This window comes from Geminocystis herdmanii PCC 6308, from assembly GCF_000332235.1.
Classification (GTDB): Bacteria; Cyanobacteriota; Cyanobacteriia; order Cyanobacteriales; family Cyanobacteriaceae; genus Geminocystis; species Geminocystis herdmanii.
In genome coordinates, this window is the sequence record NZ_CM001775.1 from 1,592,033 (window position 1) to 1,617,610 (window position 25,578).

At 35.3% G+C, this 25,578-nt stretch carries 13 protein-coding genes; 6 read left to right on the plus strand and 7 right to left on the minus strand.

Annotated elements, in window-relative coordinates; genetic code table 11:
- Positions 1-121: 121 nt before the first annotated feature.
- The gene (gene ftsH3 / locus SYN6308_RS08100; RefSeq protein ID WP_017293936.1) at positions 122-1,969 is read left to right on the plus strand and encodes an ATP-dependent zinc metalloprotease FtsH3; all 1,848 of its coding nucleotides are present in this window, start codon (positions 122-124) and stop codon (positions 1,967-1,969) included.
- Positions 1,970-2,357: 388 nt separating this feature from the next.
- On the opposite strand, the gene SYN6308_RS08105 is transcribed toward ftsH3, so the two are convergent.
- Entirely contained in the window at positions 2,358-3,161 is an 804-nt protein-coding gene (locus tag SYN6308_RS08105) for a response regulator transcription factor (RefSeq protein ID WP_017293937.1), read from the minus strand.
- Positions 3,162-3,328: 167 nt separating this feature from the next.
- A complete protein-coding gene (locus SYN6308_RS08110; protein ID WP_017293938.1) occupies positions 3,329-4,951 on the minus strand; it encodes a DUF3352 domain-containing protein in 1,623 nt (540 codons plus the stop codon).
- A 258-nt stretch (positions 4,952-5,209) separates the two neighbouring features.
- Here SYN6308_RS08110 and SYN6308_RS08115 point away from each other — a divergent pair, with 258 nt between their 5' ends.
- From SYN6308_RS08115 to SYN6308_RS08125, 3 genes are all read left to right on the plus strand, one after another.
- Positions 5,210-6,127 carry an NAD(+) kinase gene (locus tag SYN6308_RS08115; RefSeq protein WP_017293939.1) on the plus strand — a complete coding sequence of 306 codons (918 nt, stop codon included), beginning with the start codon at positions 5,210-5,212 and terminating at the stop codon, positions 6,125-6,127.
- A 126-nt stretch (positions 6,128-6,253) separates the two neighbouring features.
- On the plus strand, positions 6,254-7,216 hold the full coding sequence (locus SYN6308_RS08120; RefSeq protein WP_017293940.1) for a PRC-barrel domain-containing protein: 963 nt from the start codon (positions 6,254-6,256) through the stop codon (positions 7,214-7,216).
- 234 nt (positions 7,217-7,450) lie between these two features.
- Complete coding sequence (locus tag SYN6308_RS08125) at positions 7,451-8,782, plus strand: AAA-like domain-containing protein (protein WP_017293941.1); 1,332 nt, start codon at positions 7,451-7,453, stop codon at positions 8,780-8,782.
- Positions 8,783-8,836: 54 nt separating this feature from the next.
- Here the strand turns inward: SYN6308_RS08125 and SYN6308_RS08130 are convergent, their stop codons facing one another.
- The 4 genes from SYN6308_RS08130 to SYN6308_RS08145 all read right to left on the minus strand — a co-directional run bounded on the left by SYN6308_RS08130 (position 8,837) and on the right by SYN6308_RS08145 (position 15,841).
- The gene (locus SYN6308_RS08130; protein WP_017293942.1) at positions 8,837-12,214 is read right to left on the minus strand and encodes a PAS domain S-box protein; all 3,378 of its coding nucleotides are present in this window, start codon (positions 12,212-12,214) and stop codon (positions 8,837-8,839) included.
- Between the two features lie 220 nt (positions 12,215-12,434).
- Positions 12,435-12,764 carry a XisI protein gene (locus tag SYN6308_RS08135; protein ID WP_017293943.1) on the minus strand — a complete coding sequence of 110 codons (330 nt, stop codon included), beginning with the start codon at positions 12,762-12,764 and terminating at the stop codon, positions 12,435-12,437.
- A complete protein-coding gene (locus SYN6308_RS08140; RefSeq protein ID WP_017293944.1) occupies positions 12,752-13,168 on the minus strand; it encodes a XisH family protein in 417 nt (138 codons plus the stop codon). The genes SYN6308_RS08135 and SYN6308_RS08140 overlap by 13 nt, the downstream gene beginning before the upstream one ends.
- Positions 13,169-13,324: 156 nt before the next feature.
- The gene (locus SYN6308_RS08145) at positions 13,325-15,841 is read right to left on the minus strand and encodes a sigma 54-interacting transcriptional regulator (protein WP_017293945.1); all 2,517 of its coding nucleotides are present in this window, start codon (positions 15,839-15,841) and stop codon (positions 13,325-13,327) included.
- A gap of 187 nt (positions 15,842-16,028) precedes the next feature.
- On the opposite strand from SYN6308_RS08145, the gene SYN6308_RS08150 reads away from it, so the two are divergent.
- Complete coding sequence (locus SYN6308_RS08150) at positions 16,029-16,442, plus strand: thiol-disulfide oxidoreductase DCC family protein (RefSeq protein ID WP_017293946.1); 414 nt, start codon at positions 16,029-16,031, stop codon at positions 16,440-16,442.
- Between the two features lie 22 nt (positions 16,443-16,464).
- Positions 16,465-16,947: a hypothetical protein gene (locus tag SYN6308_RS08155; RefSeq protein ID WP_040467142.1), complete on the plus strand. Its 483-nt coding sequence runs from the start codon at positions 16,465-16,467 to the stop codon at positions 16,945-16,947.
- Positions 16,948-17,039: 92 nt separating this feature from the next.
- On the opposite strand, the gene SYN6308_RS08160 is transcribed toward SYN6308_RS08155, so the two are convergent.
- Complete coding sequence (locus tag SYN6308_RS08160) at positions 17,040-25,499, minus strand: hybrid fatty acyl-AMP ligase/type I polyketide synthase (RefSeq protein WP_017293948.1); 8,460 nt, start codon at positions 25,497-25,499, stop codon at positions 17,040-17,042.
- Between the last annotated feature and the right edge of the window lie 79 nt (positions 25,500-25,578).

The following is a 25,578-nucleotide window of genomic DNA, read 5'->3' on the forward strand; positions in this document are numbered from 1 at the left end:
ACCCTAAAAATTCTTAACATAAGTTAACATAGAGTTTAGGAATATTAAAAATAAGCTCAAAACTCCCAATAATAAGAGTAATTGATAAAATAAACATAAATGTATAGGAGGCTATCCACCAGTGAGCAAAAATAACAAAAAATGGCGCAATGTAGGACTATATGCGATTTTAGCAGTAGTAGTCGTCGCACTAGGTACTGTATTTCTCGATCGACCCCAAACCAATCAATTAAGTTGGAAATATAGTCAATTTATTGATGAGGTTCAAACAGATAAAGTTGAAAGAGTACAACTGAGTGCCGATCGAACCCAAGCTATCGCCACCGCCAGAGACGGACAAAGATTTTTAGTAAATCTACCAAACGATCCTCAATTAATCGATATTTTATCAGATAATAAAGTCGATATTGCCGTTTTACCCCAAAGTGACGAAAGTTTTTGGTTTAGAGCTTTAAGTAGTCTATTTTTCCCCATTTTACTGTTAGTAGGGTTGTTTTTCTTACTTCGCCGTGCATCCAACGGCCCTGGCTCTCAAGCCATGAACTTCGGGAAGTCTAAAGCCAGAGTACAAATGGAACCCCAAACCCAAGTTACTTTTAGCGATGTAGCAGGAATCGAACAAGCCAAACTCGAATTAACCGAAGTAGTGGACTTCCTCAAAAATGGTGAACGCTTTACCGCCATCGGTGCAAAAATTCCTAAAGGTGTCTTATTAGTAGGCCCTCCCGGAACTGGTAAAACCCTCTTAGCCAAAGCCGTTGCAGGGGAAGCAGGAGTGCCTTTCTTCAGCATCTCTGGTTCTGAATTTGTAGAAATGTTTGTGGGAGTCGGTGCTTCTCGTGTGCGTGATTTATTTGAACAAGCAAAACAAAACGCTCCTTGTATCGTATTCATCGATGAGATTGATGCAGTAGGTCGATCGAGAGGAGCCGGTTTAGGCGGTGGCAACGATGAAAGAGAACAAACCCTCAACCAATTATTAACAGAAATGGATGGTTTTGAAGGTAACACTGGTATTATTATCGTAGCCGCTACTAACCGCCCTGATGTCCTTGATTCTGCGTTATTACGCCCCGGACGTTTCGATCGTCAAGTAGTAGTCGATCGACCTGATTTTGCAGGAAGAGCAGAAATTCTCAACGTTCACGCCAGAGGTAAAACTTTAGGGTCCGATGTGGATTTAGACAAAATCGCCCGTCGTACTCCCGGATTCACTGGTGCAGATTTATCTAACCTTCTCAATGAAGCCGCTATTTTAGCCGCTCGTCGTAACCTAACGGAGATTTCTATGGATGAAATTAACGATGCCATCGATCGAGTTTTAGCAGGTCCTGAGAAGAAAAATCGAGTCATGAGCCAAAAACGGAAGGAATTAGTCGCTTATCACGAAGCAGGCCACGCTTTAGTGGGTGCATTAATGCCCGACTATGATCCCGTGCAAAAAATCAGTATTATTCCTCGTGGACGCGCTGGAGGGTTAACATGGTTCACTCCTAGCGAAGATCGTATGGAATCTGGTTTATACTCCCGCTCTTACCTCCAAAATCAAATGGCGGTTGCTTTAGGCGGACGTATTGCAGAAGAAATCATCTTCGGTGAAGAAGAAGTTACCACAGGTGCTTCTAATGATTTACAACAAGTAGCACGAGTTGCTCGTCAAATGATTACTCGTTTCGGTATGAGCGATCGACTTGGTCCTGTAGCATTAGGTCGTCAAAACGGTAACGTCTTTATGGGGCGTGACATTGCGTCCGATCGAGATTTTTCTGATTCTACCGCTTCCGCCATTGACGATGAAGTGAAAAAATTAGTAGATCAGGCTTACCAAAGAGCGAAACAAGTCCTCGTAGAAAATCGTGCTGTTTTAGACAAATTAGCAAATATGTTAGTCGAAAAAGAAACCGTTGACGCTGACGAATTACAAGATATTCTCAACACCAACGAAGTCAGAATGGCTGCGATCGTCTAATATTGCATCTAGCAAAAAATTGACTGGATTAGGAGAGGAAGAGTAATGAGTAATGAGTAATGAGTAATAAGTAATGAGTTTTGATAATTTACTATTATAAATTGATTATTTCAAAATTTATTATTATTACCTAAAATCTTAAAACAAAAAATCCCCCTAATCCCCTAATACCCCAACATTTTTACCAACTTACTTTGAAACAGCCCTGCCAACTTTGGGGGAGTTAAACTTCTTGAAAGTCCCCAGTATTGGGGATTTAGGGGCGGACAAAATAGCTTGAGCGACTAACCGAACAGTATTGGGTTGAATATTATTCAACCCCTACGAACAAATTAAAAATCTTTCAATTCAGTATATCTCCTATCTCCTGTCTCCTAACTCCTATCTCCTATTTAGCTAGTAATTTTTCCTTGATTACTCGATTATTAGATAGATATTGTTCATTGCGAGAAAGATTTTGAGAAAAACGATTTCTGTCAGTAAAATTATTACTACAATTATTTTGGGAATGTTGTAACAATTCAGTATTAAAGCGATAACCTACATTGCGCACGGTTTGAATTAAATTAGGTTGACGGGGATCAAGTTCAATTTTCTTTCGTAAGGATAACACATGGGTATCGATCGTTCTCTGATTTTCGATGGCTTCGGGCCAAGCTCTACGCAGTAATTCAGAACGACTTAAAGGAGAACCTTGAGCCTGACTTAGTACATATAATAAGCTAAACTCTTGAGGAGTGAGATCAATTAATTCCCCTCTAAATTCTACTCGTCTTTGTACTAAATCTATTTTTAAATCTCCAAAATCCAACATTAAAGGGGTATTATTTACCCGAAAACGTCTTAACAAAGATTCGACTCTGGCTAAAAATTCCTGCATTCCAAAAGGTTTTTTTAAGTAATCATCCGCCCCAGCTTTTAATCCTCTTACCACATCTTTCTCATTAATTTTTGCCGATAACATTAAAACTAACGTTTGATGAGACTGATATAACCATTCACAAAACTCGATACCATCTCCATCAGGCAAATCAGAATCTAAAACGATTAGAGTTGGCACTTGATTCGCTAAACTATTTTTAGCTTGTTGAATTGTACCGTATTGATGCGTAATATAACCGACTTGCTGTAAATGCCACCCTAAGAGCGATCGTAAATGGGGATTACCTTCAATGATAGAAATATAAATCACTTTAAGAATACCAATGTTATGAATCTTTGATACCTTAGCATAACTAATCAATTGTCAAGATACTGTTACATAGAATACTTATATCAAGAATGAAGAATGAAGAATGAAGAATGAAGAATTAAGAATGAAGAATGAAGAATTAAGAATTATTAACTTCTTCTTCTTAGTTATTTTTTGAACAAAGAAATATTAAAATCTACTTGGCTAGTGGTAGGATTAATCATGGAACTTGTAAGCGCGATCGCACTAATAGAATCAGCTAAGGCTTTAGCTTCCATAGAAGAACTATCCCAGAAATTTGGATCATAATTTACGGCAACAGATAAGGCTTCCTGTAAATTACAATAAAAATAGCCATTATTATTATTAGGTAAAGATGCCGTAGCCAATTTGAAAGTAGAATTTTCTAATAAAGAATTAGCAGGTTTAATATTGTTTATATCTTCAAAATTTCCTGTTAAACTCATCAAGAATTTTTTGTCATTCAACCATCCATAGGAGACAAGATTCGCTTCAGGACTATTCCATTTTGTGACATTAATGCCATTAATATCACTGGTTTGAATATTCAAAAATGGTACTAACTTTGCGGTATTTTCTAAACTTTTTAAAGTGGCTTCTCCTTGAGTTTTATTACTACTTTCTAGGATAAATAATCCCGCTAAAGTGTTTAAAGAATTATTATTATTAGGCGGTAATAAAGCCAGTGCAAATTCTCCATCAAGCCAACTAATAATATCTGTCTCTAAATCTAAATTTAACCATTGAGAAGTCATCATTTTTGCTTGATTAATCAGTAAATCTAAGTCGGGAATATTTTGTGTTTCTTCATTTACTTGTTGCCAAAATTGATTAATTCCTCCTCCTGTCATCACGCAAATAGTATTATCTGGAATTTGACTCAAAAGATTATTACTGACTGGTTTTGATTGTTGTGTGGTGGTTAAAGGATCAACTAAATTAATCACACTACGCATTTTTAAACCGTGATTTTCAACACTTACATTTGCCAAAATAGAGTCTATTTTTTCTAGTTGATTTTTAGCTGATTTTTCTACTTCTATATCGGGTACACTATTTTTAATAATATTTAAGAACCAATTACTATAATCAGGAAAATAAACTTGTATAAGTTCACTATTTTTGTCAAATTTTTGCGATGAATTATCTGCTAAAGAAAGTCCTCCTTTATGAGTATCAATAATTTTAGTAATAACCTCTTGTTTATCGGCAATGATTATATAATTTTGAAAGGTGGTAAAAAATATTTTTTCTGATTGATCATCTAGTTGATAAATAGTAATATTTTGATGTTTAGTTTCGTTAATATTTCCACTATTTGTTGTTTTTATTCCATCGAAAAAATTTTTAGCTTTCAATTTATTTTTAATCCCTAAAATTGCGACAGTATCATAGTCTATTCCAGCTTCTGGCGAAGGTAAAAGTGCGATCGAGATACCTGCTAACCAAGGAGATATATCTTGTTGATAATCAATATTTTGACTGTTTATAGTGACATTTTCGCTAATAAATTCTTGCCAATTATTATTAGTTAATTCTTGAAATTCCGTTGTGCCAAATTCTCTTAATTGTGACCATTTTTTCTCATCCGTAGAAATAAAAGTATTAACTAACGCTGATTGTGGAACTATTTTATTACTAGCTTGTAAAGTTAATTTTTCCCCTAATAATAGTTTTTTCCCAAAATAATAACCACCGCCAAAGGCTAATAAGGTTATCAATAAAAAGGGAAAACATCCGCTTTTTTTGTTCGGTTGTGAAGGTGTCATTATCTTTAATTATTAATAAAAGTTTGGATTAATTGAAAAAGTTATCAAATTAACCTACTTTCATTATAAGTACTGATGCAAAATAGATTGTAAATTTTAAAACTAATAAAAATTTTGTCAATCCCCTCCTCCCCTAATCCTCCTTTTATCTTCACCAGTTTTTTATGGTTAACTTCAGTAAGATCGGGCAAGTTCTGGTAAAATACGATCGATACTGTGCGGTAAAGTCACCCCCCATTGAACGAGGAAGAATTATTGATGCCCAAAATTGGCGTGATTTATAATGATATAAAACCTACGGCTTGTCAAGTCGCTCAAGAATTACAAAACCTATTAACAGATCAAGGTTATCAAGTATGTTTGGCAACGGGATACGCAGGAATTTTAGGATACTCTCATCCGGGTCGTCCCGTGTGTCATAGTCCCATTGAACAAATTGCCCCCGCAGGATTTGATCAAGATATGAGTTTTGCCATCGTTTTGGGGGGAGATGGCACTGTGCTATCGGCTTTTCGGCAGGTTGCACCCTATAAGATTCCTCTTTTAACGGTGAATACTGGTCATTTGGGTTTTTTGACCGAAATTTATCTTAATCAGCTTTCTCAGGCTTTAGAACAGGTGTTAGAAGGAGATTATCAACTAGAGGCTCGATCGATGATGAAGGTTAGTGTCATTCGAGAAGATACTTCTTTATGGGAAGCTCTCTGTTTGAATGAAGTTGTAGTTCATCGTGAACCCTTAACCAGTATGTGTCATTTTGAAATTGCCATCGGGCGACATTCTCCCGTGGATATTGCCGCCGATGGGGTGATTATTTCCACTCCCACAGGCTCAACGGCTTATTCCTTGAGTGCTGGAGGTCCTGTGGTAACGCCTGATGTGCCAGTATTTCAATTAGCTCCTATTTGCCCCCATTCCCTTGCTTCTCGTGCTTTGGTATTTTCCGATCGAGAACCTGTTACTATTTATCCTGCTACTCAGAATCAAATGGTGATGGTAGTGGATGGTAACGCTGGTTGTTATATTTTACCCGATGATGAAGTGCGCATTGTTCGATCGAGTTATGATGCCCAATTTATTCGTTTACAACCCCCAGAATTTTTCCGTATCCTGCGGGAAAAATTAGGTTGGGGATTACCTCATATTGCGAAACCTTCCTCTGTAGAATTACCTTAAAATCCGATCTGTGATTTTGGAGATCGATCGATTAGAATAAAACTACCTCAAAATAATTAGTAATTAGGAATGAGTAATTAGTAATTATGCTTTGATGATTAAATTAATTTTTATATATAAATTATTATGACAAATGCAGATAATCGTTTAAGAAACGAATTTTTAAATACTCAAGTTATCACTCGAAGTAGTGGCAAACGTCTGGGGGTTGTGCGAGAAGTATTAGTCGATGTCGATCGAAGAGAAGTAATCGCTTTAGGATTAAGAGATAATCGCCTAGCCATGTCAGGCATTCCTAAATATATGTATCTCAATAGCGTTTCCCAAGGAGGAGACGTTATCTTAGTGGAAAATGAAGACGTTATCGAAGATGTTGACATCGATATTTATAGCCCTCTTATTAACTCCGAAGTTGTAACAGAAACAGGCGAACCCCTAGGAAAAGTAAGGGATTTTCAATTTAACCTCGTGGACGGACAAATATACTCTTTAACCATTGCCGTTATCGGTTATCCTCAAATTCCAGAGCAGTTAATTAGTACCTACGAATTATCCGTTGATGAAATCGTCAGTAGTGGACCAAATCGAATTATTGTCTTTGAAGGTGCAGAAGAAAGAATAACTCAGCTTACGGTAGGAGTCTTAGAAAGACTGGGTATTGGGCGCCCCCCTTGGGAAAAAGAAGACGAAGAAATGTATTATGCACCAACTACCGCCCCCGAAAATCAGTTACCGACAGGTACGCCCGTTCGTGCGGTGGCTCAACCTTTACAAAATCGTCCTGTAGTGGCTGAGGATAATTGGAATGATGATGAATGGCAAGAAGCACAGCCTATTACTACACCCCCTCGCCGTAAAGCACAATCCATGCCTCTTTATGAAGATGATATAGAGGAAGACAATTGGGGTGAAAGTCGAGTAGAAAGAGAATCAGCACCCCGTTATCAATCTGATAATACTCCTAAACGTCGCTATAAAAATGATTCGATCGACGATGATATGTGGGATGACGATGACGACTCCGATTATCGCCCTCAAAAAGTGAATATTCCTCAAAAACAAAAAATGCCCGAATACGAGGAATATTAAAACAATTAACAGTTAACAATTAACAATTAACAATTTTGGCATTCTTACTCATTACCCAATACTGTTCGATTAGTCGCTCAAGTTATTTTGTTCGCCCCTAAATCCCCAATACTGGGGACTTTTACCAAGTTTAACTCCCCCAAAGTTGGGGGCAGGGGGGCTTAACCGAGCAGTATTGACTGATTACCTATTAACCATTTCTCAATATCTAGTTATGTTTGTATAACAACTACCATGAATTTAGAAGATGCCTTATCTATTTTTGTTCGATTGATTCACCCGATTCAACTCAACGATTTACAAGAATTAGTCTTTCAACAATCTTGGTTAGGCAAAACTTATCAACAAATCGCTAGTGAATTTGGTTATGATCATGACTATATTAGATGTATCGGCTCTCAATTATGGCAAATATTGAGCGATCGAACCCAAAAAAAAGTTAATAAACATAATTTTCGATCGATTATTAGGCAATATAAAGAAGGTGCTAAAATTCAGAATTTTCAAGAGATTAATCAACAAAATCAAGAGCAAAAATTAGAAATTCCAGAAGGAGCAGTACCTTTAGATTCTCCCTTTTATATTGAACGTGATCCCATCGAAAAACAATGTTATCAAGAAATAGTTAAACCCGGTTCTTTAATCCTCATAAAAGCTCCCTCTTTATTTGGTAAAACTTCCCTTGCAAAAAGAATTATTGCCTATACAAAACAATTAAATTATCACAACATTATCATTAAATTTGATCAAATTGATAAATCATTGCTAGAAAATATAAATCAATTTTTGCGTTGGTTTTGTGCTAATGTAGCCCATCAATTAAATTTAAAACCAGACTTAGATGAATACTGGGATAAAGATTGTGGCAGTAAAGTTAGTTGTAATATTTATTTAGAAAATCATATCTTAGCACAAATAAAAAATCCCTTATTAATTACCTTTGATCAAGTTGATCTTTTATTTCAATATCCTCAAATCACTAGCAATTTTTTACCCTTATTACGTTTTTGGTATGAAGAAGCAAAAGACGTGGAAATCTGGCAAAAATTAAGATTAATAGTTATTTATGCCACAGACATTTATGTCCCTTTAAACATTAATCAATCTCCCTTTAATGTCGGTTTATCATTTCCTTTACCCAAATTTAATCAACCTCAAATAGAAAGATTATCTCAACTCCATCAATTAAATAAACATCAGCAGGAATTAATTACAAAATTAATCAAATTAATCGGAGGAAATCCTTATCTAATTCGTTTAGCAATGTATAACTTAAAAACGGGAAATATAGAAGGAAATCAACTATTAGAAAATGCTCCAACTTTATCAGGTATTTATGGTAATCATTTGCGAAGCCAATGGATAAAAGTGCAAAATTTTCCAGAGTTATTAAACGCAGTAGAAAAAATAACCAAGAGTGAAAAAAGTGTTCATCTTGAACCTATTATTACCCATAAATTGGAGAGTATTGGTTTAGTCAAATTAAATCAAGATCAAGTTACCTTTAGTTGTGAACTTTATCGAGTTTTTTTCCGTAATCAATTAGCCATTTTTAACCAGAATTAAAGTTCGTCTCAGAAATTGCTCTGTGCCTCGCAATGACAGAATATCATTAATCTATTATATCGGGATTGCTGAAAAAGTATTTTGCTCAAGTACAATAGGAGGGAGGATTAAGTGATAAGAAAAGCCTTTATTTATCTCTGTTTCTATAGTTAATTGTGCGCCTAATTGTTCGGTTAAAATATTAATTAAACGTACCCCTAACGATCGATTATACTGCCATTTTTGCCCCTGATTACTACCTTGACCATTATCACTAATAACTAGATGAATTATTTTATTTTGCTCTTGATATAATCTCACAATTATTTTTCCTTGATGACTTTGATTAAAAGCGTGTTTAAAACTATTTGTTAAAATTTCATTGACAATTAAGCCACAGGGTATGGCATTTTCAACATTAATATTAATCGGAGTTCGATCGAAATGTAAAGAGTATTTTACTGTTTGCGGATAGGGATTACAACTATTAAATAATGTCTCAATTAATTGAGTGAGATAATCCCCGAAATTTAACTGAGCAAAATTATTTGATTGATATAACTTTTCATGAATCATTGCCATACTTTGAATGCGATTTTGACTATTTTGAAATGCTTTGATAATGGTTTCATCTTCAAAATAAGTAGCCTGTAGATTTAATAAACTAGAAATTATATATAAATTATTTTTGACTCGATGATGAATTTCTTTTAATAAAATTTCCTTTTCTTCTAAAGATTTTTTGAGCTTAAATTCGGCTTCTTTTCTTTTAGAAATATCCCTAGATGCGGAAATAATTTCGGTAATTTTTTTTGTGGAATTATCAATAACTGGTTTACTGGTAGTTTCAAACCAAATATAATTACCTTTTTTATTGAGAATACGATAACTATAGGTGATACTTTGATTTCGATCGACCATAGTTTGATAACATTGATTAAACAAAAAAATATCATCCCGATAAATCCAATGTTGAGGTAATGTATTAATTAATTCCGAAGGTTGATAACCTAATAATATTTTTACCGATGGAGAGACATATAAATAAATACCATCAGGAGAATGACGACTAATCATATCCGTAACATTATTAGCCATCAAACGATAACGAGCTTCGCTTTCCTTTAAGGCTTGTTGATTTTTTTTCCTTTCAGAAATATCTTTAGCAATGGCGCAATAATAAAATTTTTCCCCATAATTGAAGGGATAAATATTAACTTCTACAGGAATTAATGTGCCATTTTTATGACGATGAAAAGATTCGATTGTCATCTGTTTTTTTTCTGCTAATGTATTCATAATCTCAAGCCATTTTTTATTGTCATCTTTTTCAAATAAAGGATTAATATTTTTTACTTGCATGGTTTTAAATTCTGCGGAAGAATAACCCAAAGTCAAAGTGGCTGCTTCATTGGTATAAAAAAAATTAGTGAATTTATCTACCAAAAAAACAGAATCCCCTAATTTATCTAAAGTAAATTGTGTTAATTTTAAATTCTCCTCTAATTGTTTCCTCTCAGTAATATCATCATAAGTCACTAAAACTCCCATAACTTCCCCTTGAGAATTATGTAAAGGCATTCTACAAGTATCTGTATAAATTTCTTTTCCATCACAGATAATTTTTTCAATGACATGATAACGAGTTCGATCGTACTCCATCACCCAACGATCCCATTCCCGATATAATTCACTTTGATGGGGAGTAATGGGTAAATCAAAATCAGTTTTTCCAATAATACCACGAGTATCAGTACAGCCTATTACATTCGCAAAACTACGATTACACCCTAAATAAACAGAATTACGATCTTTCCAAAAAATTTTCTGAGGTATATTATCGATAATCAGACTGAGAAAATCTTTCACAGATTTTAACTCTTTTGTGCGCTGAGAAACTCTCATTTCTAACTCTTGGTTTAAGAGAATGTAGGAGTTTTCCGCCTCTTTCCTTTCCGTAATATCCATCGCCATAGATAGCACTATTTTTCTCCCATCAGGCAGTAAACCTAAAGGCATAGTGTGAAAATGCCATACCCTTTCTTTTCCCTCTACCGTATGAATGGTATATTCTCCCTCATCTAAAGATTCTTTAATCTGGTATAAATCCTCTATATAATTACTAATTTCGAGCATCTTTTCTTTATAGGCTTTTTGCGCCCATTGAGTAATAGTAGGAATCTCTTGGTGAGAATAACCACTAATATCACTCCATGCCTGATTAATTTGTATAACTTCCCCATCTTCTGCATGAATCATTTGCGGAAATGGTGCATAAATAAACGCATTACGAAAACGCATTTCACTGACTTTTAATTCTTTTTCTATTTTCTTTTCTTTGTCTATATCTTGAATGGTTGAAATAAAATATTTCGGTTTATTTTCATTATCTTTAACTAAGGAAACATCAAGACGAGTCCAAGTATTTTCTCCATTTTTTTTGATATACCTTTTCTCTAAAGAATAGGTATTAATTTTTCCTTTTAAAAAATCTTCGAGTAACTTTAAATCTTTTTCTAAATCTTCTGGATAAGTAATTTCTTGGAAGGTTAATTGAGTTAATTCTTCTTGACTATAACCTAATATTTGACAGAATTTATTATTGACTTTTAACAGTTTTCCTGTTAAGCTGACTCGGGCAATACCAATAAAAGCTGATTCAAAGATCGATCGATATTTAGCTTCACTTTCTCTTAGTTTAATGGTCGTATTTTTTTGATAAGTAATATCTGTAATTGTGCCAATGATATAGCTTTCTTGTTCAAAAATTTGTTTTTTGATACAAATAGTTTCAAACCAAAGAACTTCTTTTCGATTAGGATGACAATAACGATAACAAAATTGACTATTTCCTCCATCTATTAAAGTTTGAGATAATGTATCTAAAAATAATTGTTTATCATTTTCATAAATATTATCTAACCAAAGACTCATTATCGGCTTATTAATATGTTCATTTTCACCTAATAATCTTTGAGTTTCTGTATTAGCATAGATTAAATTACCTAAATTATCTAAACGGAATACACCTAAAGGTAAATTTTCCGCTAAATCAGCGTATATTTTTTTAATTAATTTAACTTCCTTCCTTAAATTTTGCTCTTTAGTAATATCTTGAAAGGTATAAACAAGATATTCCTCATTGAAATTATTAACATATTGAATATTAATAGATAAATAGATATTTTCTCCTTGTTGATTCTCCCTCAAAAAAATGATATTTTTAAGAACTTTTTTTCTTTTTATCTCCAGTAAATTAGTTTTTAATAATGGTAAAATTTGGTTAATATTTTCTTTACTTTCAATTTCTGCCTGAGAATATTTTAGCATTTTAGCCAAAGAAGAAGATACATAGATTAATTTACCTTCAATATTTGTAATTAATACCCCTTCATTAATTAATTCTAATAAAATAGGTAAAAATTGAGACATATTTTCGATCGTACTAACCATATAGTTATCCTATTTGATTGATAATATTTTATCAGAAAAATGAACCACTAAGACTTATAAAAAGTTTGTAGTAATGGCTTTAGCCGTTTATTAATAAGCCTTAAAAGGCTTACTACGAACTTATATAACATAAATATTTATTATCAGTATTTAATAGATTAAACTCCTATCTAAAAAATATAATTTTGATAGGTTTTAGCAGAGTTATTACTGACTCTTTCTAATTAATAGCAAATTCCGTAAATGGGCGTTTATATGGTGCATAAAATCCTAAAACAATATCATGTTTAGGCACACCAGCTTCAACTAACTCATTAGCAATACCTATTTCTGTGCCATCCCGTTGAATCCAGATTTTGTCTTCTTTTAAGTCCACATGAATAATAACTCCATAAATTCTTTTTTGATCTTTCCAACCAATATTTAATACTTGATAATGGTGACGATTTTCATCAAAAAGTAATTGTATTTCAGTATCATTTTCTATATCATTAACTGAGTGTTTACTGAGAATATCTTGAATTAATTGAGCATAATCTATTCTTTCCATAAAACGATCTCCTGTTTAACTGAATCAAAAATTAATAGTTTAATTTGATATTCCGCTACGGAATTTTGAATAAATTGTCGAGCAAAAAAATCTTCATAAATATCTTTAGATATAGCTAAATATAATATACGTTGAGGCTCTTCTAGTTTTAATGCTAATCGATAATTAAGAATTTGTCCCAAAGCTAAATGAAATTCTTTTACTGCTGAAGCACCTAAAAATGATTTAATTTCTACCGCTATTTTTTGTCCTGATTTTTCAGCCGCAATTAACCTTTCTGCCCCTAAATCTATATAAAATTCTACATCATTGATTTTTAAATAAAGAGGATCATTTGTAATTTGCCAACCATCTTTTTCCATAGCAATACGGACTGATTGATGATATAAATCTTTAGCTGACATTTGTTATATGTAACTTTATTTTATAATGTAACAAAAATAATAGATATACTTATCAACTTTATAATATAACGTAACAAATCACTATTGCCTATTCCCCATGATTATCGAGAGTAGTCGAGATGCCCAGCCTTAATCAATATCAAATTATTGTCATTTTTAAAGAATGATTTGCCAAAAAAGAACACTTAATGTCATCAAAGAAAAATGTTGCGGTAATAGAGTTTTAATGGATTGACGAGAAATTTTTTGAGTGAGAATAATAGCACTAATTAAGCCAAAAATAAGGGTAACTCCTTGTAAAAAAGTGATAACCGCAGGATGTGCCACAAAAATTGGTAAATTACTACCATCTAAGCCAAAAGTTGCCCACGCTACGGGTAAAATTCTTCCCGCTTCTCCTAAACCTAAATGAAGATAGTAGGCTAAATTAGCACATAATACCAGAGGTAAATAACCATAGGCTAATTCGATAAAAGAACGAGATGATGTTTTTTTCACCTTACCGATTAAACGAATGATACTATAGCCCATTAAAGGGATAATCACAGGTAAAATTAACAGCACGATCGAGCTTAAAGAATGTAGCCAAAATTGACTCATATCTAAGTTTAACCCCAAAAGTAGGTTAATTTCAGGTAACTTATGGACAAAAACCACATTTAGCAGGAGAAATAATAAAGCAACTTCATAGCTACGAGGTTGATGAGTTGTCCATAATTCAATAGCTGGAGGGCGTAAATTAAGAGTTACAGAACGATGGGGACAGGCTTTTAAGCACGTCATACATAACACACAATCCCGATTATCCTGTAACTGTGCAGGATGGGAATATAAAGGGCAACCAAGGGTTTCTAAACCTTCTCCTTTTTGCACTCCCCCTTTATAACATTGATAAGTAGTACATTCTGCGGAGCAAGTGCCTTGTTGCGCTCGTAATTCTATGATGGAAAGTTTGGCAAACATACCATTCATGCCCCCAATGGGGCAGAGATAGCGACACCAAAAGCGTCTTTCAAATATAGCGGAACAAATCATCGCTCCCCCAGTGATAATTAACAGTAACCATGCAGAAAGATAGGCGGTATTCGGCAAATCCCAAAGCTCCTCCCATAATAAAATTAGGGTGAAAAGCCCAAATAAAAACCATCCTCCCCATTTGTCGGCTTCTTGCCGTGGCCATGACTTCAGTTGTCGGGGAAATAGCCATAATGACAGTTTTTGTGTCACCTCTCCATAAATCATAAATGGACAAAAACTGCACCACAGTCTTCCTACAAATGGGAAAGTTAGCAAAATTAGAGGCCACCACCACGCCCAAAAAATGTTCAGCACGAAGTTTTCCTGTCGATTTTGAGGGGCTAAAAACAAAATTCCGATAACTAAGGCAAAAATCCCTAAAGTAAAGCCATAATTGACTCGATCGGGATACCAAGGACTGCGAAGAAGACTACGAAATTTTGGATAGGCGTTGAGTAAATTAAAGCGAAATTGTTGCTTTTTACTGCGAGATTGCCAGATGATTTCTTCCGTTAACTCATTACTGCCTGAAAGTTGTACGATCGCCCTTTCAATGAGGTTCTCCAATTCTCGCAAATTGTTAGGGAAATCATAACCTTGAAGACGGCGCAAGGCTTCGGGGGTAATTTTAGGTTTATCCACCCTTTGACTACGACAAATTAAACTAATATAATAGTTCACTTGATCTTCTAAATCCGCTTTTCTAACTCGGAGGGGAGGCACTTTTATCAGATGTTTAACACAGTTATTGACGGAGGAAATCGCTTTTTCAGAGATGATAATTAAACGTGCTTGACAGGTTTTTGTAGAGTTATTGATATTTCCTGAACGCTCGATCGGGGTATAAGTGTTAGTTTTGAGTAGTTGAATGACAGCATCATTTAATTCTGAGGGTAAATCTTGGATATTATTGAATACTAAAGTGCCTTTCCCCAAGGCTTCAATTAACCCCAGTTTGCCTCCTACCCTGCCAAATAATTCTGCACCACTGGCTTGTAATTTGGCACAATCCACCTTAATCATTGGCTCTCGTCTATAGGATGAGCTATAATGAATTAAACTCGCAAGGTTATCCTTTTCTAATCCTTGTTCTCCGAAAATTATAACAGAAGCTCGATCGATCGTCGCATTTTTCACCTGTTGCCGTAGCCTCATGGCATAACGACTTTTTCCCACAATACCCCGTTTCGCTTTCGTTACCAGATATGGACGTAATACAGCTTGTCGTTCTTGTTCAAAATTCAGTTGCGAGGATAAATCAGCGACTTCCTGCGCTAATTGTTGGGTGAATACTTGATTAATTTGAGGGTATTGGGAGGCTAATTCTTGAAATTCCACCGACGAAAGACTCCATAATGTTGCCTTGGTTAAAGTTTGAAGGGTGTATTTTGTCGGTTGTTGTAATAGGCATTCTTTGAAATTGATAAGCGCACCTGAAAGTAAACCAAAATTTTCTTTATTTGCTTGAGTTTCTACTTGCCCTGCTTCTAAAATGTATAATCTTTCTACGGGTTGATTTGCTAAAATAATCGTTTCCTTTGCCTCGAAAGACACTTTTTTTAATAAAGGCTCGATCGAACTTAGAATCTCATGGGGTAAGCTAGATAAAATAGTCTGTTTTTTTAACCATGTTAACAAGGAAGAAGAATCATTCATTTCTTTAGCATCTTACTATTTTCTCCTTTATTTTAAACGCTTTCACAAGGAATGGAGAATGGATAATTGAGAATGGAGAATGGATAATAAATAATTAATTGATTAATCCCCTATTATCTAACACCTTTAATTATTTTTATCTGATAATTAAATAATAGAATTTTAAAAAAACTTTAATCTTAACTTTATGACTAAAAAATATCATGTAATTTATGATGGTAACTGCAATTTATGCGTTACTTTTACCCAATTATTAGAAAACTTTGATAAGGGTAATTTATTTAATTATATTCCCATGCAAAATATAGAAATTTTACAACAGTTAAATGTTACCTCTCTTGATTGTGAATTGGGAATGATATTGATTGATAGTGAGAATCTTAATCAACGTTGGCAGGGAAGTTTTGCCGCCGAAAAAATCATTGAATTATTACCCAATGGGCAATTTTTTATCAATGCTTATCGTGCTATTCCTAGTTTAAAATGGTTAGGGGATAAAAGTTATTTACAAATTAGAGATAATCGTTATCAATGGTTTGGTAGTCGTGAAAATACTTACTATTCAACCTATGATTTTAGCTGTAAAAATAATCATCATTAACTTTTGCTTAAATTCGCCAAGAATGAATACAATAATAGACTATGAAATTATCGTCAAATCTTTAAATAATAAGAATGAATATATTATCGAATATTCTCAAGAATTATTACCAGACTGGGAAGACATACCAAAAACTATTATTTTCTTATTTTTTAAATGTCAATGTATGTTAGATGGTAGTAATTTAACTGAAGAAGAATTAGAAAAAGATAAATTATTATTAGAATTTAATCGATTAGGGAAAGAGTTTTATTATCTTAGTAAAAAACAAGGAATTTTAACAGAAATTATCTGCCCTAAAACTGGTTTTCCCCAATATTCCACTAAGGGAAATCAGATATTTATTACTCAACAATTAGTTAAAAGATATTTACCTTCATTTCAAGTTAAATCAGGAGAATGCGGTTTAATTCATCCAGTTTGGAGTCAAGCTGTTTATCCTTGCATAATAATTTCTTCAGCTTCAATCACAGAAATTCAACCCATTATCTCCCTCGTTTTTTGATATTTTAAAAATCTTGATTTTTTCAGTATTTCTCCTATCTCCTGTCTCCTTTCTCCTAACTCCCTAATCGATAAAGACTTTTTCATCAATTCCTAATTAGAGATAATAGCAGAAGCTATCTCAAAAGGTTTCTCCCAATGTAAATTATGCCCTCCTTCTAAAACGATTTTCTTAGCTTGAGACATCGCTAATTGTTGCGCCTCCAAATCCTCTCTACGGTTAAAATTACTTCGATCGCCGTATATAATAGTTAACGGTAGGGTGAGATTAGATAGTATTTGTAAATATTGCTGACGTTGGATACTATTAACAATACCGGCACGGGTAGTTAAAAGGGGAGAATAGGTAAAAGTTACCCCATTTTCTACAGGTTTAGTGATACGTTGGGCTAATTTTAAAGCAAAATCTTTATCAAGAGAGGGGGTAGTAGTTAATAATCTTTGCGCCACTGTTTCCACATCTGCATAAATAGGAGAAGCAGGAGGCGACACCAGATAGTCTAATTGACTGGTAAGGTTAGTTAACTCAAAAGATGTCGTTTCTACAGGTAAAATTGGCTCAACTAATACTAATTTACTTACCTTTTCAGGGCGCATACTAGCAAATATACTGGTTATCATTGTACCGAGGGAATGCCCCACGATCGAAAAAGGTTTATCAGTGATTTGATTTGTTAGGCTATCTAAATCAGCGACAAAATCTAGTAGATTATAAGAGCAACCTTTACTTACATGATCAGACTTTCCATGTCCTCTTAAATCTGGCGCTACTATATAATAACCTTGTTGTGCCATCGATCGAGCTACCATATCCCAACCATAACCTTGATCAAGGATACCATGAACAAGAACTATTAAAGGATGCTCTGGATTACCCCAAGTGCAAACACATAAGTTTAAATCTCCCACCTTCATAAATTCTTCTTTCATCTCAATATTGTTATTGAGTTCGATCGAACTTTCCTCACGGGGTAGGGTATAGTTAAAATCATGGGCTAAATTTGTCGAGACAGGATTAAGCAGGAGGGGTAAGTTTACTTTACGCCAATGATTTGCTAGGTTAGCATCTATTGTAGAACGAGAGTGAAAATTAGGATCACCCACTCCCATAGAAGCATTGCGCACTCCGTCAGTCATTCTTTCTCCTTCATAGGGATTCAACACAGACTCCGAAAAAGGCACTTCCAAAAAGTCGCACATTTCCCTCATAATCGCTTCAGGATTTGTCACTAATTCTTCATAAAATACTCGATAAACCCTAGAAGAATCTAGTTGTGACGTAAAGTCAACAATATTTTCATTACTCTTACGCCAGATTGCCTCCCCAATCTCGTAGGGGTTGCCATGATGACTCAATCCTAGCAGTTTATCCATGCGTAAACGAGCAAAAGATTCGATAACCGAGTAGGGATGACGAATTAAGTGGATATATTTTGCATTACTAAACATTTTTTGTGCATGGAGGAGAGTCGCCATTTCCATACCATAGGTAGGAGACTTATCCACCAAGAGACGATTACCACTTAACTCCTGCAAAATTTTGTATAAGTCTGGAATAGATAAATTTTCCTCTACCCATTGATTAATTAACGCCTCGCTTTCCTCGGCGGTGATACCTTTTAAATCCATCAAAGTGCGCTGCAAACCCTCGTCAAGATGAGAGGCTTCCAGTTGTTTTTGTCTTTCTTTGAGGGTAGTAAAGGGGAGTAAATGTAACTCTGGAGGCGAAACCAGATATGGATTTCCTGCTAACATTACCCTTAATAATGTAGAACCCGATCGAGGACTTGATAATATAAATGCTATAGGCTGGGGGTTTACTGTCTCTTTTGCATAGGTGATATTTTCCACCGAAAGGGGAGAGGATGAGAGGGGGAGAGGGAGAGAGGGGGAGAGGGGGAGAGGGTGAGAGGGGGAAGACTGATGAGTAACAGCAAATTCTTGACTTAAATAAGAAGCCAAGGCGGAGATAGTCGGGCGCTCATAAAATTCACGGGGGTATAACATTAACTGTAAGTCAGTCTTTAAATTATTAATTGCCTCCATCACCATTAAAGAATCCATCCCTAAGTCAATTAAATTATCATCGGGGTTTATATTTCCGTTAAAGTTTAAGATAAGTTCGATCGACTTGGTAAGATAGTCAACTAATAGTATCTCTCTTTCTTCCGTGTCAGCTTGAGTCAACTCCACAAATAAATTATTAGGAGTATTTTCTACCGATTGAGGAATAACATCTTGAATATAAGAAGATGTGGATAAAGTAGGAAATTTTTGTGCAATTTTTGCCCAATTAATCTTCATTACTCCTAGTTGCGAAGCAGGAGAGTTAATTAAATCTGTTAATAATCCTATCCCCTCATGGACATTTATTAACTCCATCCCCGAAGCCGTCAAAGAATGTTGTTTCGATTCCGCCATACCTACATCAAACGCACCCCAGTTGATAGTTAGACAGGGAAGATTTAAACTGTGACGATAACTCGCAAAACTATCTAAGTAACCATTGGCTACTCCATAATTTCCTTGTCCTGCTGAACCCAACATAGAAGCGACAGAAGAAAAGTTGACGAAAAATTCAACAGGTAAAGTCAGGGAGAGTTGATGTAAATTCCAAGCGCCCAAGATTTTAGGAGACATCACCATTTCTAATTTATCGATAGAAAGGGTAGTTAAAAGACTATCAGCTAAGATACCAGCACTGTGAATGATACCCTTGAGAGGAGGCAGACTTGTTTTGATATGTTGGAAAACTGTCTTTAATTCCTCATAATTAGTCACATCAACGGGGGGGAGATAAAGATTAACTCCTTGCTTTTGCCATGTATCTAATTGTTTTTGTATCGTTACCGAAGGTTGACGGCGGGAGAGGAGAATTAAATTTTTTGCCCCTTGACTAATTAACCATTTTGCGCATTGGATTCCCAACGCCCCCAATCCTCCACTAATCAGATAACTAGCCGAAGGTTTGATCTCGATCGAAATTTTCTCAGAGGGGATATTATTAGTTAGACTCTCTTTTTGTTTTTGTCGTAAACGAGGGTAGTAAATATTTTTACCTCGAATAGCTAACATCTTTTCATCTTCCTCCTTTAGTAAGGGGGGATTAAGGGGGGATTCCTCATCTATTTCATTTTTAGTGAATAGAATTTTTTGCAGGATAGAAGAAGAGGAGGCAAGATTTTCCATTTCAACATCAATGATACCTCCCCAATATTCGGGATGTTCAAGGGCGATAATTTTTCCTAACCCCCAGAGACTTCCCCCTTGAGGATTAATTTTTTCTTGGTGAGTCACCCATTGACTTTGATTTGTTAGTAACCATAATTGGGGTTGAGAAGAAGTCATTACCAAACTTTGGAGTAAGTTGATAACGGGAAGACACCCTAAATAGTTACTATCTTTCAAGCTGATAGTTTCGTTTTCTTCTTCTTGGTTGCTTAAACCCCAACCATAGATAATTAATGAGGAATGAGAAATGTTATTGTTGTCATCAACAAAAGAATCCCCTATTTGACTTCCCCCATTTTTAGGGAAGATTGAGGGGGGTTGTGAATCCTCAAAATATTGCCATAATAATTGATAGTCTTCCTTTTTATTGCTTAACCAAAAACAGTTATTTTCTTGTCGATATTCTTTACCTTGATAGACTAAATAAACCTTGTTTCCTTGAGTTGTCAAATTTTCTGCTAACTTTTCCGTTAAGGCATTATCACTAAAAATTAAATAACTTTTTCCAGAAGAAGAAATAACAGGAAACTTATCCCCTTCAATCCACTCAATTTGATATAAGGCTTCTGTTAACGAGGAGTTATCTTTTTGCTTATCATCTCCTAACCAATAACGACTATTTTGCCAAGGATAATTTGGTAATTGTACTTTTTCTAAATAGGGGTTATCTTGATGAAAATTAGTCCAATTAATTTTAAAACCTAACTGGTATAAAGTAGCCAAACTATTTAATAAAGTCTGAAAGGAGGAGTCTTTTTCGAGACTAGGTAAATAGATATACTCTCCATCTAATAATAAATATTTTGCCATACCCAAGAGGATAGGCTTTGCACCAATTTCTAATAAAATTTGATAACCATTATTTTTTAAATAGGCGATACTGTCAGCAAATTTGACAGGTTTCATCACATGATTAACCCAATAATCTGCTGTTGCGATTTCCTCATTAATTACCTTTCCTGTGACATTAGAAATAAGAGGAAGTTGAGGTAAGTTATAATCAATAGTCTCTGCGATTTCCTTAAATTGAGTCAAGATAGGTTGCATTAAGAAGGAATGAAAACCATGGGATACTGCTAATTTTCTTGATTTGATATTATGTTTCTGCGCTTCAATGATTATTTCTTCTAAGGTGTGGTTATAACCAGAAATAACAATATTATTATCTCCATTGATAACAGAAATTTCTACTTGATTGTTATAGGGGTTAATTAATTTTTCTACTTTGTCTAAAGAGGTAAATAAACATACCATACCGCCATCGAGAGGTAAGGTTTGCATTAACTTTCCTCGATAAGCAATTAATTTTAAACCATCTTCTAAACTGAAAACTCCTGCTAAAGTGGCGGCGACATATTCTCCGACACTATGCCCCATTATAATAGATGGTTGAATACCATAACTTAACCATAATTTTGCTAAGGCATATTCGATAACAAATAAAGCAGGTTGAGTATAAAGGGTTTGATTTAATAAGTCGGCATTTTCTTCTTGAAATAAGACTTCGGTGAGGGGTTTATCAAGGTATTGATTTAAGATTTGCTCACAATAATCAACTATATTTTTAAAGTAGGAAGAAGTTTGATACAACTGCTCTCCCATTTTACTATATTGTGATCCTTGCCCTGTAAATAAAAAAGCAATTTGACTATTTTCTACTGTCTTGTTTTCTTTTACTTTTAATTGAGAGAGGATTTCTTCTTTATTTTTCCCAACAAAAGCGAGTTTATATTTTAAGCTCGATCGAGCGATATTAGAGGTATAACAGATATTAGCAAACTCCTCATCCTTTGCCGTTTCTAAAAACCCTCGATAACGAGTCACTAAATCTGACAACGCCGTCTCACTTTGCGCACTTATAGTGAATAGTGAATAGTGAATAGTTGATAGTTGAGAGGGAATAAGGGAATCATTCTCCATTCTCCATTCTCCATTCTCCATTCTCCATTCTCCATTCTCCTCATCACCGATTATAACATGGGCATTCGTGCCACCAAAACCGAATGAGCTAATTCCAGCGTAACGAGGTTGTGAAGATTTTTTCCAAGCAATGGATTCTGTAGGAATTTGGATGCGACTATTCTCAATCTTTATATAGGGGTTAAGTTGAGTAAAGTTGACTAAGGGAGGGATAACTTCATGACGCAAAGCCAATACTGTCTTGATTAACCCTGCTATTCCTGCCGCCGCCTCCAAATGTCCGATATTTGTCTTTGTTGAGCCTACCCACACAGGAGATGATTCTTCATCTTGACTAGATAATAATAACTCACTGAGGGAATTTAACTCAATAGGATCACCTAATGCTGTACCAGTGCCGTGCGCTTCGATATAATTAATCTTATCTTCGGTAATCCCTGCTTTTTCCCATGCAGTTTTGACGACTCTTTGTTGCGCTTTACCTGAAGGCGCGGTTAAGCCGTTACTTTTTCCATCTTGATTGACAGCAGTGCCGTAAATTACTGCTAATATATTATCTCGATCGAGTATAGCTTGATTTAGGGGTTTAAGGATAACAACTCCGCAACCTTCTCCTCTGACATAGCCATCGGCTTCGGCGCTAAAGGTTTTACATTTACTATCTTGCGCCATCATTCCTGCTTTTTCAAAAGTCTCCGTTAACTCAGGAGAGAGGATAAGGTTAACTCCGCCAACAATGGCTTGACTACACTCACCATTTTTGATACTATTAACGGCTAAGTCGATGGCTACAAGGGAAGATGAACAAGCAGTATCGACACTTAAAGATTTTCCTAATAGATTATAACTATAGGATATACGATTAGCAGCGATCGATCCTGCATTACCTGTGCCAGTATAAACATTAACATCCCAATCATTTTTTACCTGAAGTTGAGCATAATCGCTACTACTGATGCCGATAAAAACTCCCGTATCGCTACCATTCAAACTATCAAGGGAAATATTAGCATTTTCGATCGCTTCCTGGGTAACTTGTAATAAAATCCTTTGTTGTGGATCAATATTAACAGCTTCCCTTGGGGATATGTCAAAAAATTGTGGATCAAATTGGTCATAATTATCAATATAACCTCCACTATAGTTTATATTCGCTCTCTGGCTCGATCGAACTGCAGACTTACCTTGTTGTAATAATTGCCAAAATTCATCACAATTATTAGCTTGAGGAAAACGACAGGCAACACCAACAATAGCAATTTTTTCTGTTAACTGTGTTGGTTTTTTTTCTGTTATACCCTCCCCCCCGACAGTTTTTTCTTCTGCTAGATAGTAGGATAACTCAGCAATATTGGGGTAGTCGTAAATGAGGGTGGGAGACAAACGACAATCTAGCCAGTCTTCCAACTCTCCTGTTAACCTAACCGCTTGTAAAGAATCCAATCCATAATTAATAAAAGGTTGATAGGTGTCAACTTGGGAAGCCTTAACGCCAATGCGTTGGGCGATATTTTCTTTTAACCAACCCTGTATATTAGATACAGAATGAGAAATGAGTAAATTATCTGCCTGTCTTCCTGTCTTCCTGTCTTCCTGTCGGCTTCCCCCATTGATAGGGGGGATTGAGGGAGGTTGCTTTTCTTCTTCTCCCTTTTTCCAGATTGCCACAATATCTAAACTACCGTCTAAAAACCCTTGACGACAAGCATAACGAGTAATCTTCCCACTAGACGTTTTAGGGATACTTCCCGTTTTTAACAATACTATACTATAAACCTGCAATTCATGATTAAGGGAGATCGAGTTGCGAATTTCTGTAAAAATTTGTTGCTTTAAAGTCTCATCTTGACTAATTTTATTTAAAAAAGTGCGTTTTAGCTCAAAGGTTATCACTAAATGCTCATCTTGTTCTATTTCCACAGCAAAAGCGGCGCCACTTTCTGAATTAAGCGCCTCATGACAAAAAGCCACACTTTCTTCTATATCTTGAGGATAATGATTTCTTCCCCGAATAATAATTAAATCCTTTAACCTTCCCGTAACAAACAACTCCCCCTCGCTAATAAATCCTAAATCTCCCGTGCGCAAAAAAGCCCCTTTTCCATCCTTTGTATAGGCATGAAAAATATTATTAGTAGCCTCCTCTTTTTGCCAATAACCTTGAGTAACACTAGCACCTTTTACCCAAATCTCTCCCACTTGATTGTCTTCACACACCTCCAAAGTATCAGGATTGACGATTAAACTCTCCAACTCCGAAGCCACCTTACCACTACTAACCAATACCTGAGTATCTGAGGAATTATCTTCTAGGATAACGATAGAATTTTGCCTTAACGCCTCTGCTGACAAAGTTTTTACCACAGGCGGTTGATGCTTATTCCCCCCTGAAACCATGAGAGTTGTTTCCGCCATGCCATAGCAAGGATAAAAAATTTCCTGTTTAAAGCCACAATCGGCGAAATATTCGCTAAATCGGGCAATAGTCTCCGCCCTAACGGGCTCTGCACCACTAAACGCCAGTTTCCAACTGCTTAAGTCTAAATCCGCTTTTTGCTTTTCTGTGATTGAATTGACACACATTTCGTAGGCAAAGTTAGGTCCTCCTGTGGTGGTAACTTTATACTTAGAAATCCCCTTGAGCCAACGGAGTGGGCGTTGCAAAAAGCTCACAGGTGGCATAACAATGGTGCTAATTCCTCCGTAAATAGGTTGTAGAATACCCCCTATTAATCCCATGTCATGATAGGGAGGAAGCCAAGAAAAGCAGGTATCACTACTATCAATATTGAAACAAGTACGAATTAAGTGAGAATTATGAATTAAGTTGCCATGACTTACCATAACTCCTTTAGGTGCACCGGTCGAACCACTGGTATATTGTAAAAAGGCAAGATTATCTTCTTGAATATAAGGGGATTGTTGCCAATTTTTGCCGAAGTCAAGGGGGATATTATCTGTAGGAATACAGGTTATATTGTTATGTTTAGTTAATTTTTGTTCGATTTTTTGCTTTAAAGATTCTGTGGTGAGGGCAAAAACCGCTCCAGCATCTTTTATGATAGTGTCTAGTCGGGCAAACGATCGATTCTGACGGGGGGGATAAGCCGGGGTTGCGATGATTCCGGCATAAAGGCAACCTAAGAAAGCGGTAATAAATTCTAAACCGGGTTGATATAATAATAAAGCTCTTTCCCCTTGCACTTGATGCCCTAATAAATTTTTGGCAGTGCGAGAAAGATGTTGGGCGATGGCTTTTGCTTGGCTATCTAATTGTTGGTAGGTTAAACTTTCCGTCTGCGCTTCACCGTCGCCTAAGAAGGTAAATATAACTTTATCGGGTTGCGAAACCGCACGTTCTTGAAGTAGATTAACGAAGTTAGAATGTTTAACGTATCCCATGTATATAGAATTAACCAGAGTATTAAGTATTTTTATAATTATTAAGCAATTCTTAACAATTAACAACAATCAATCTTAT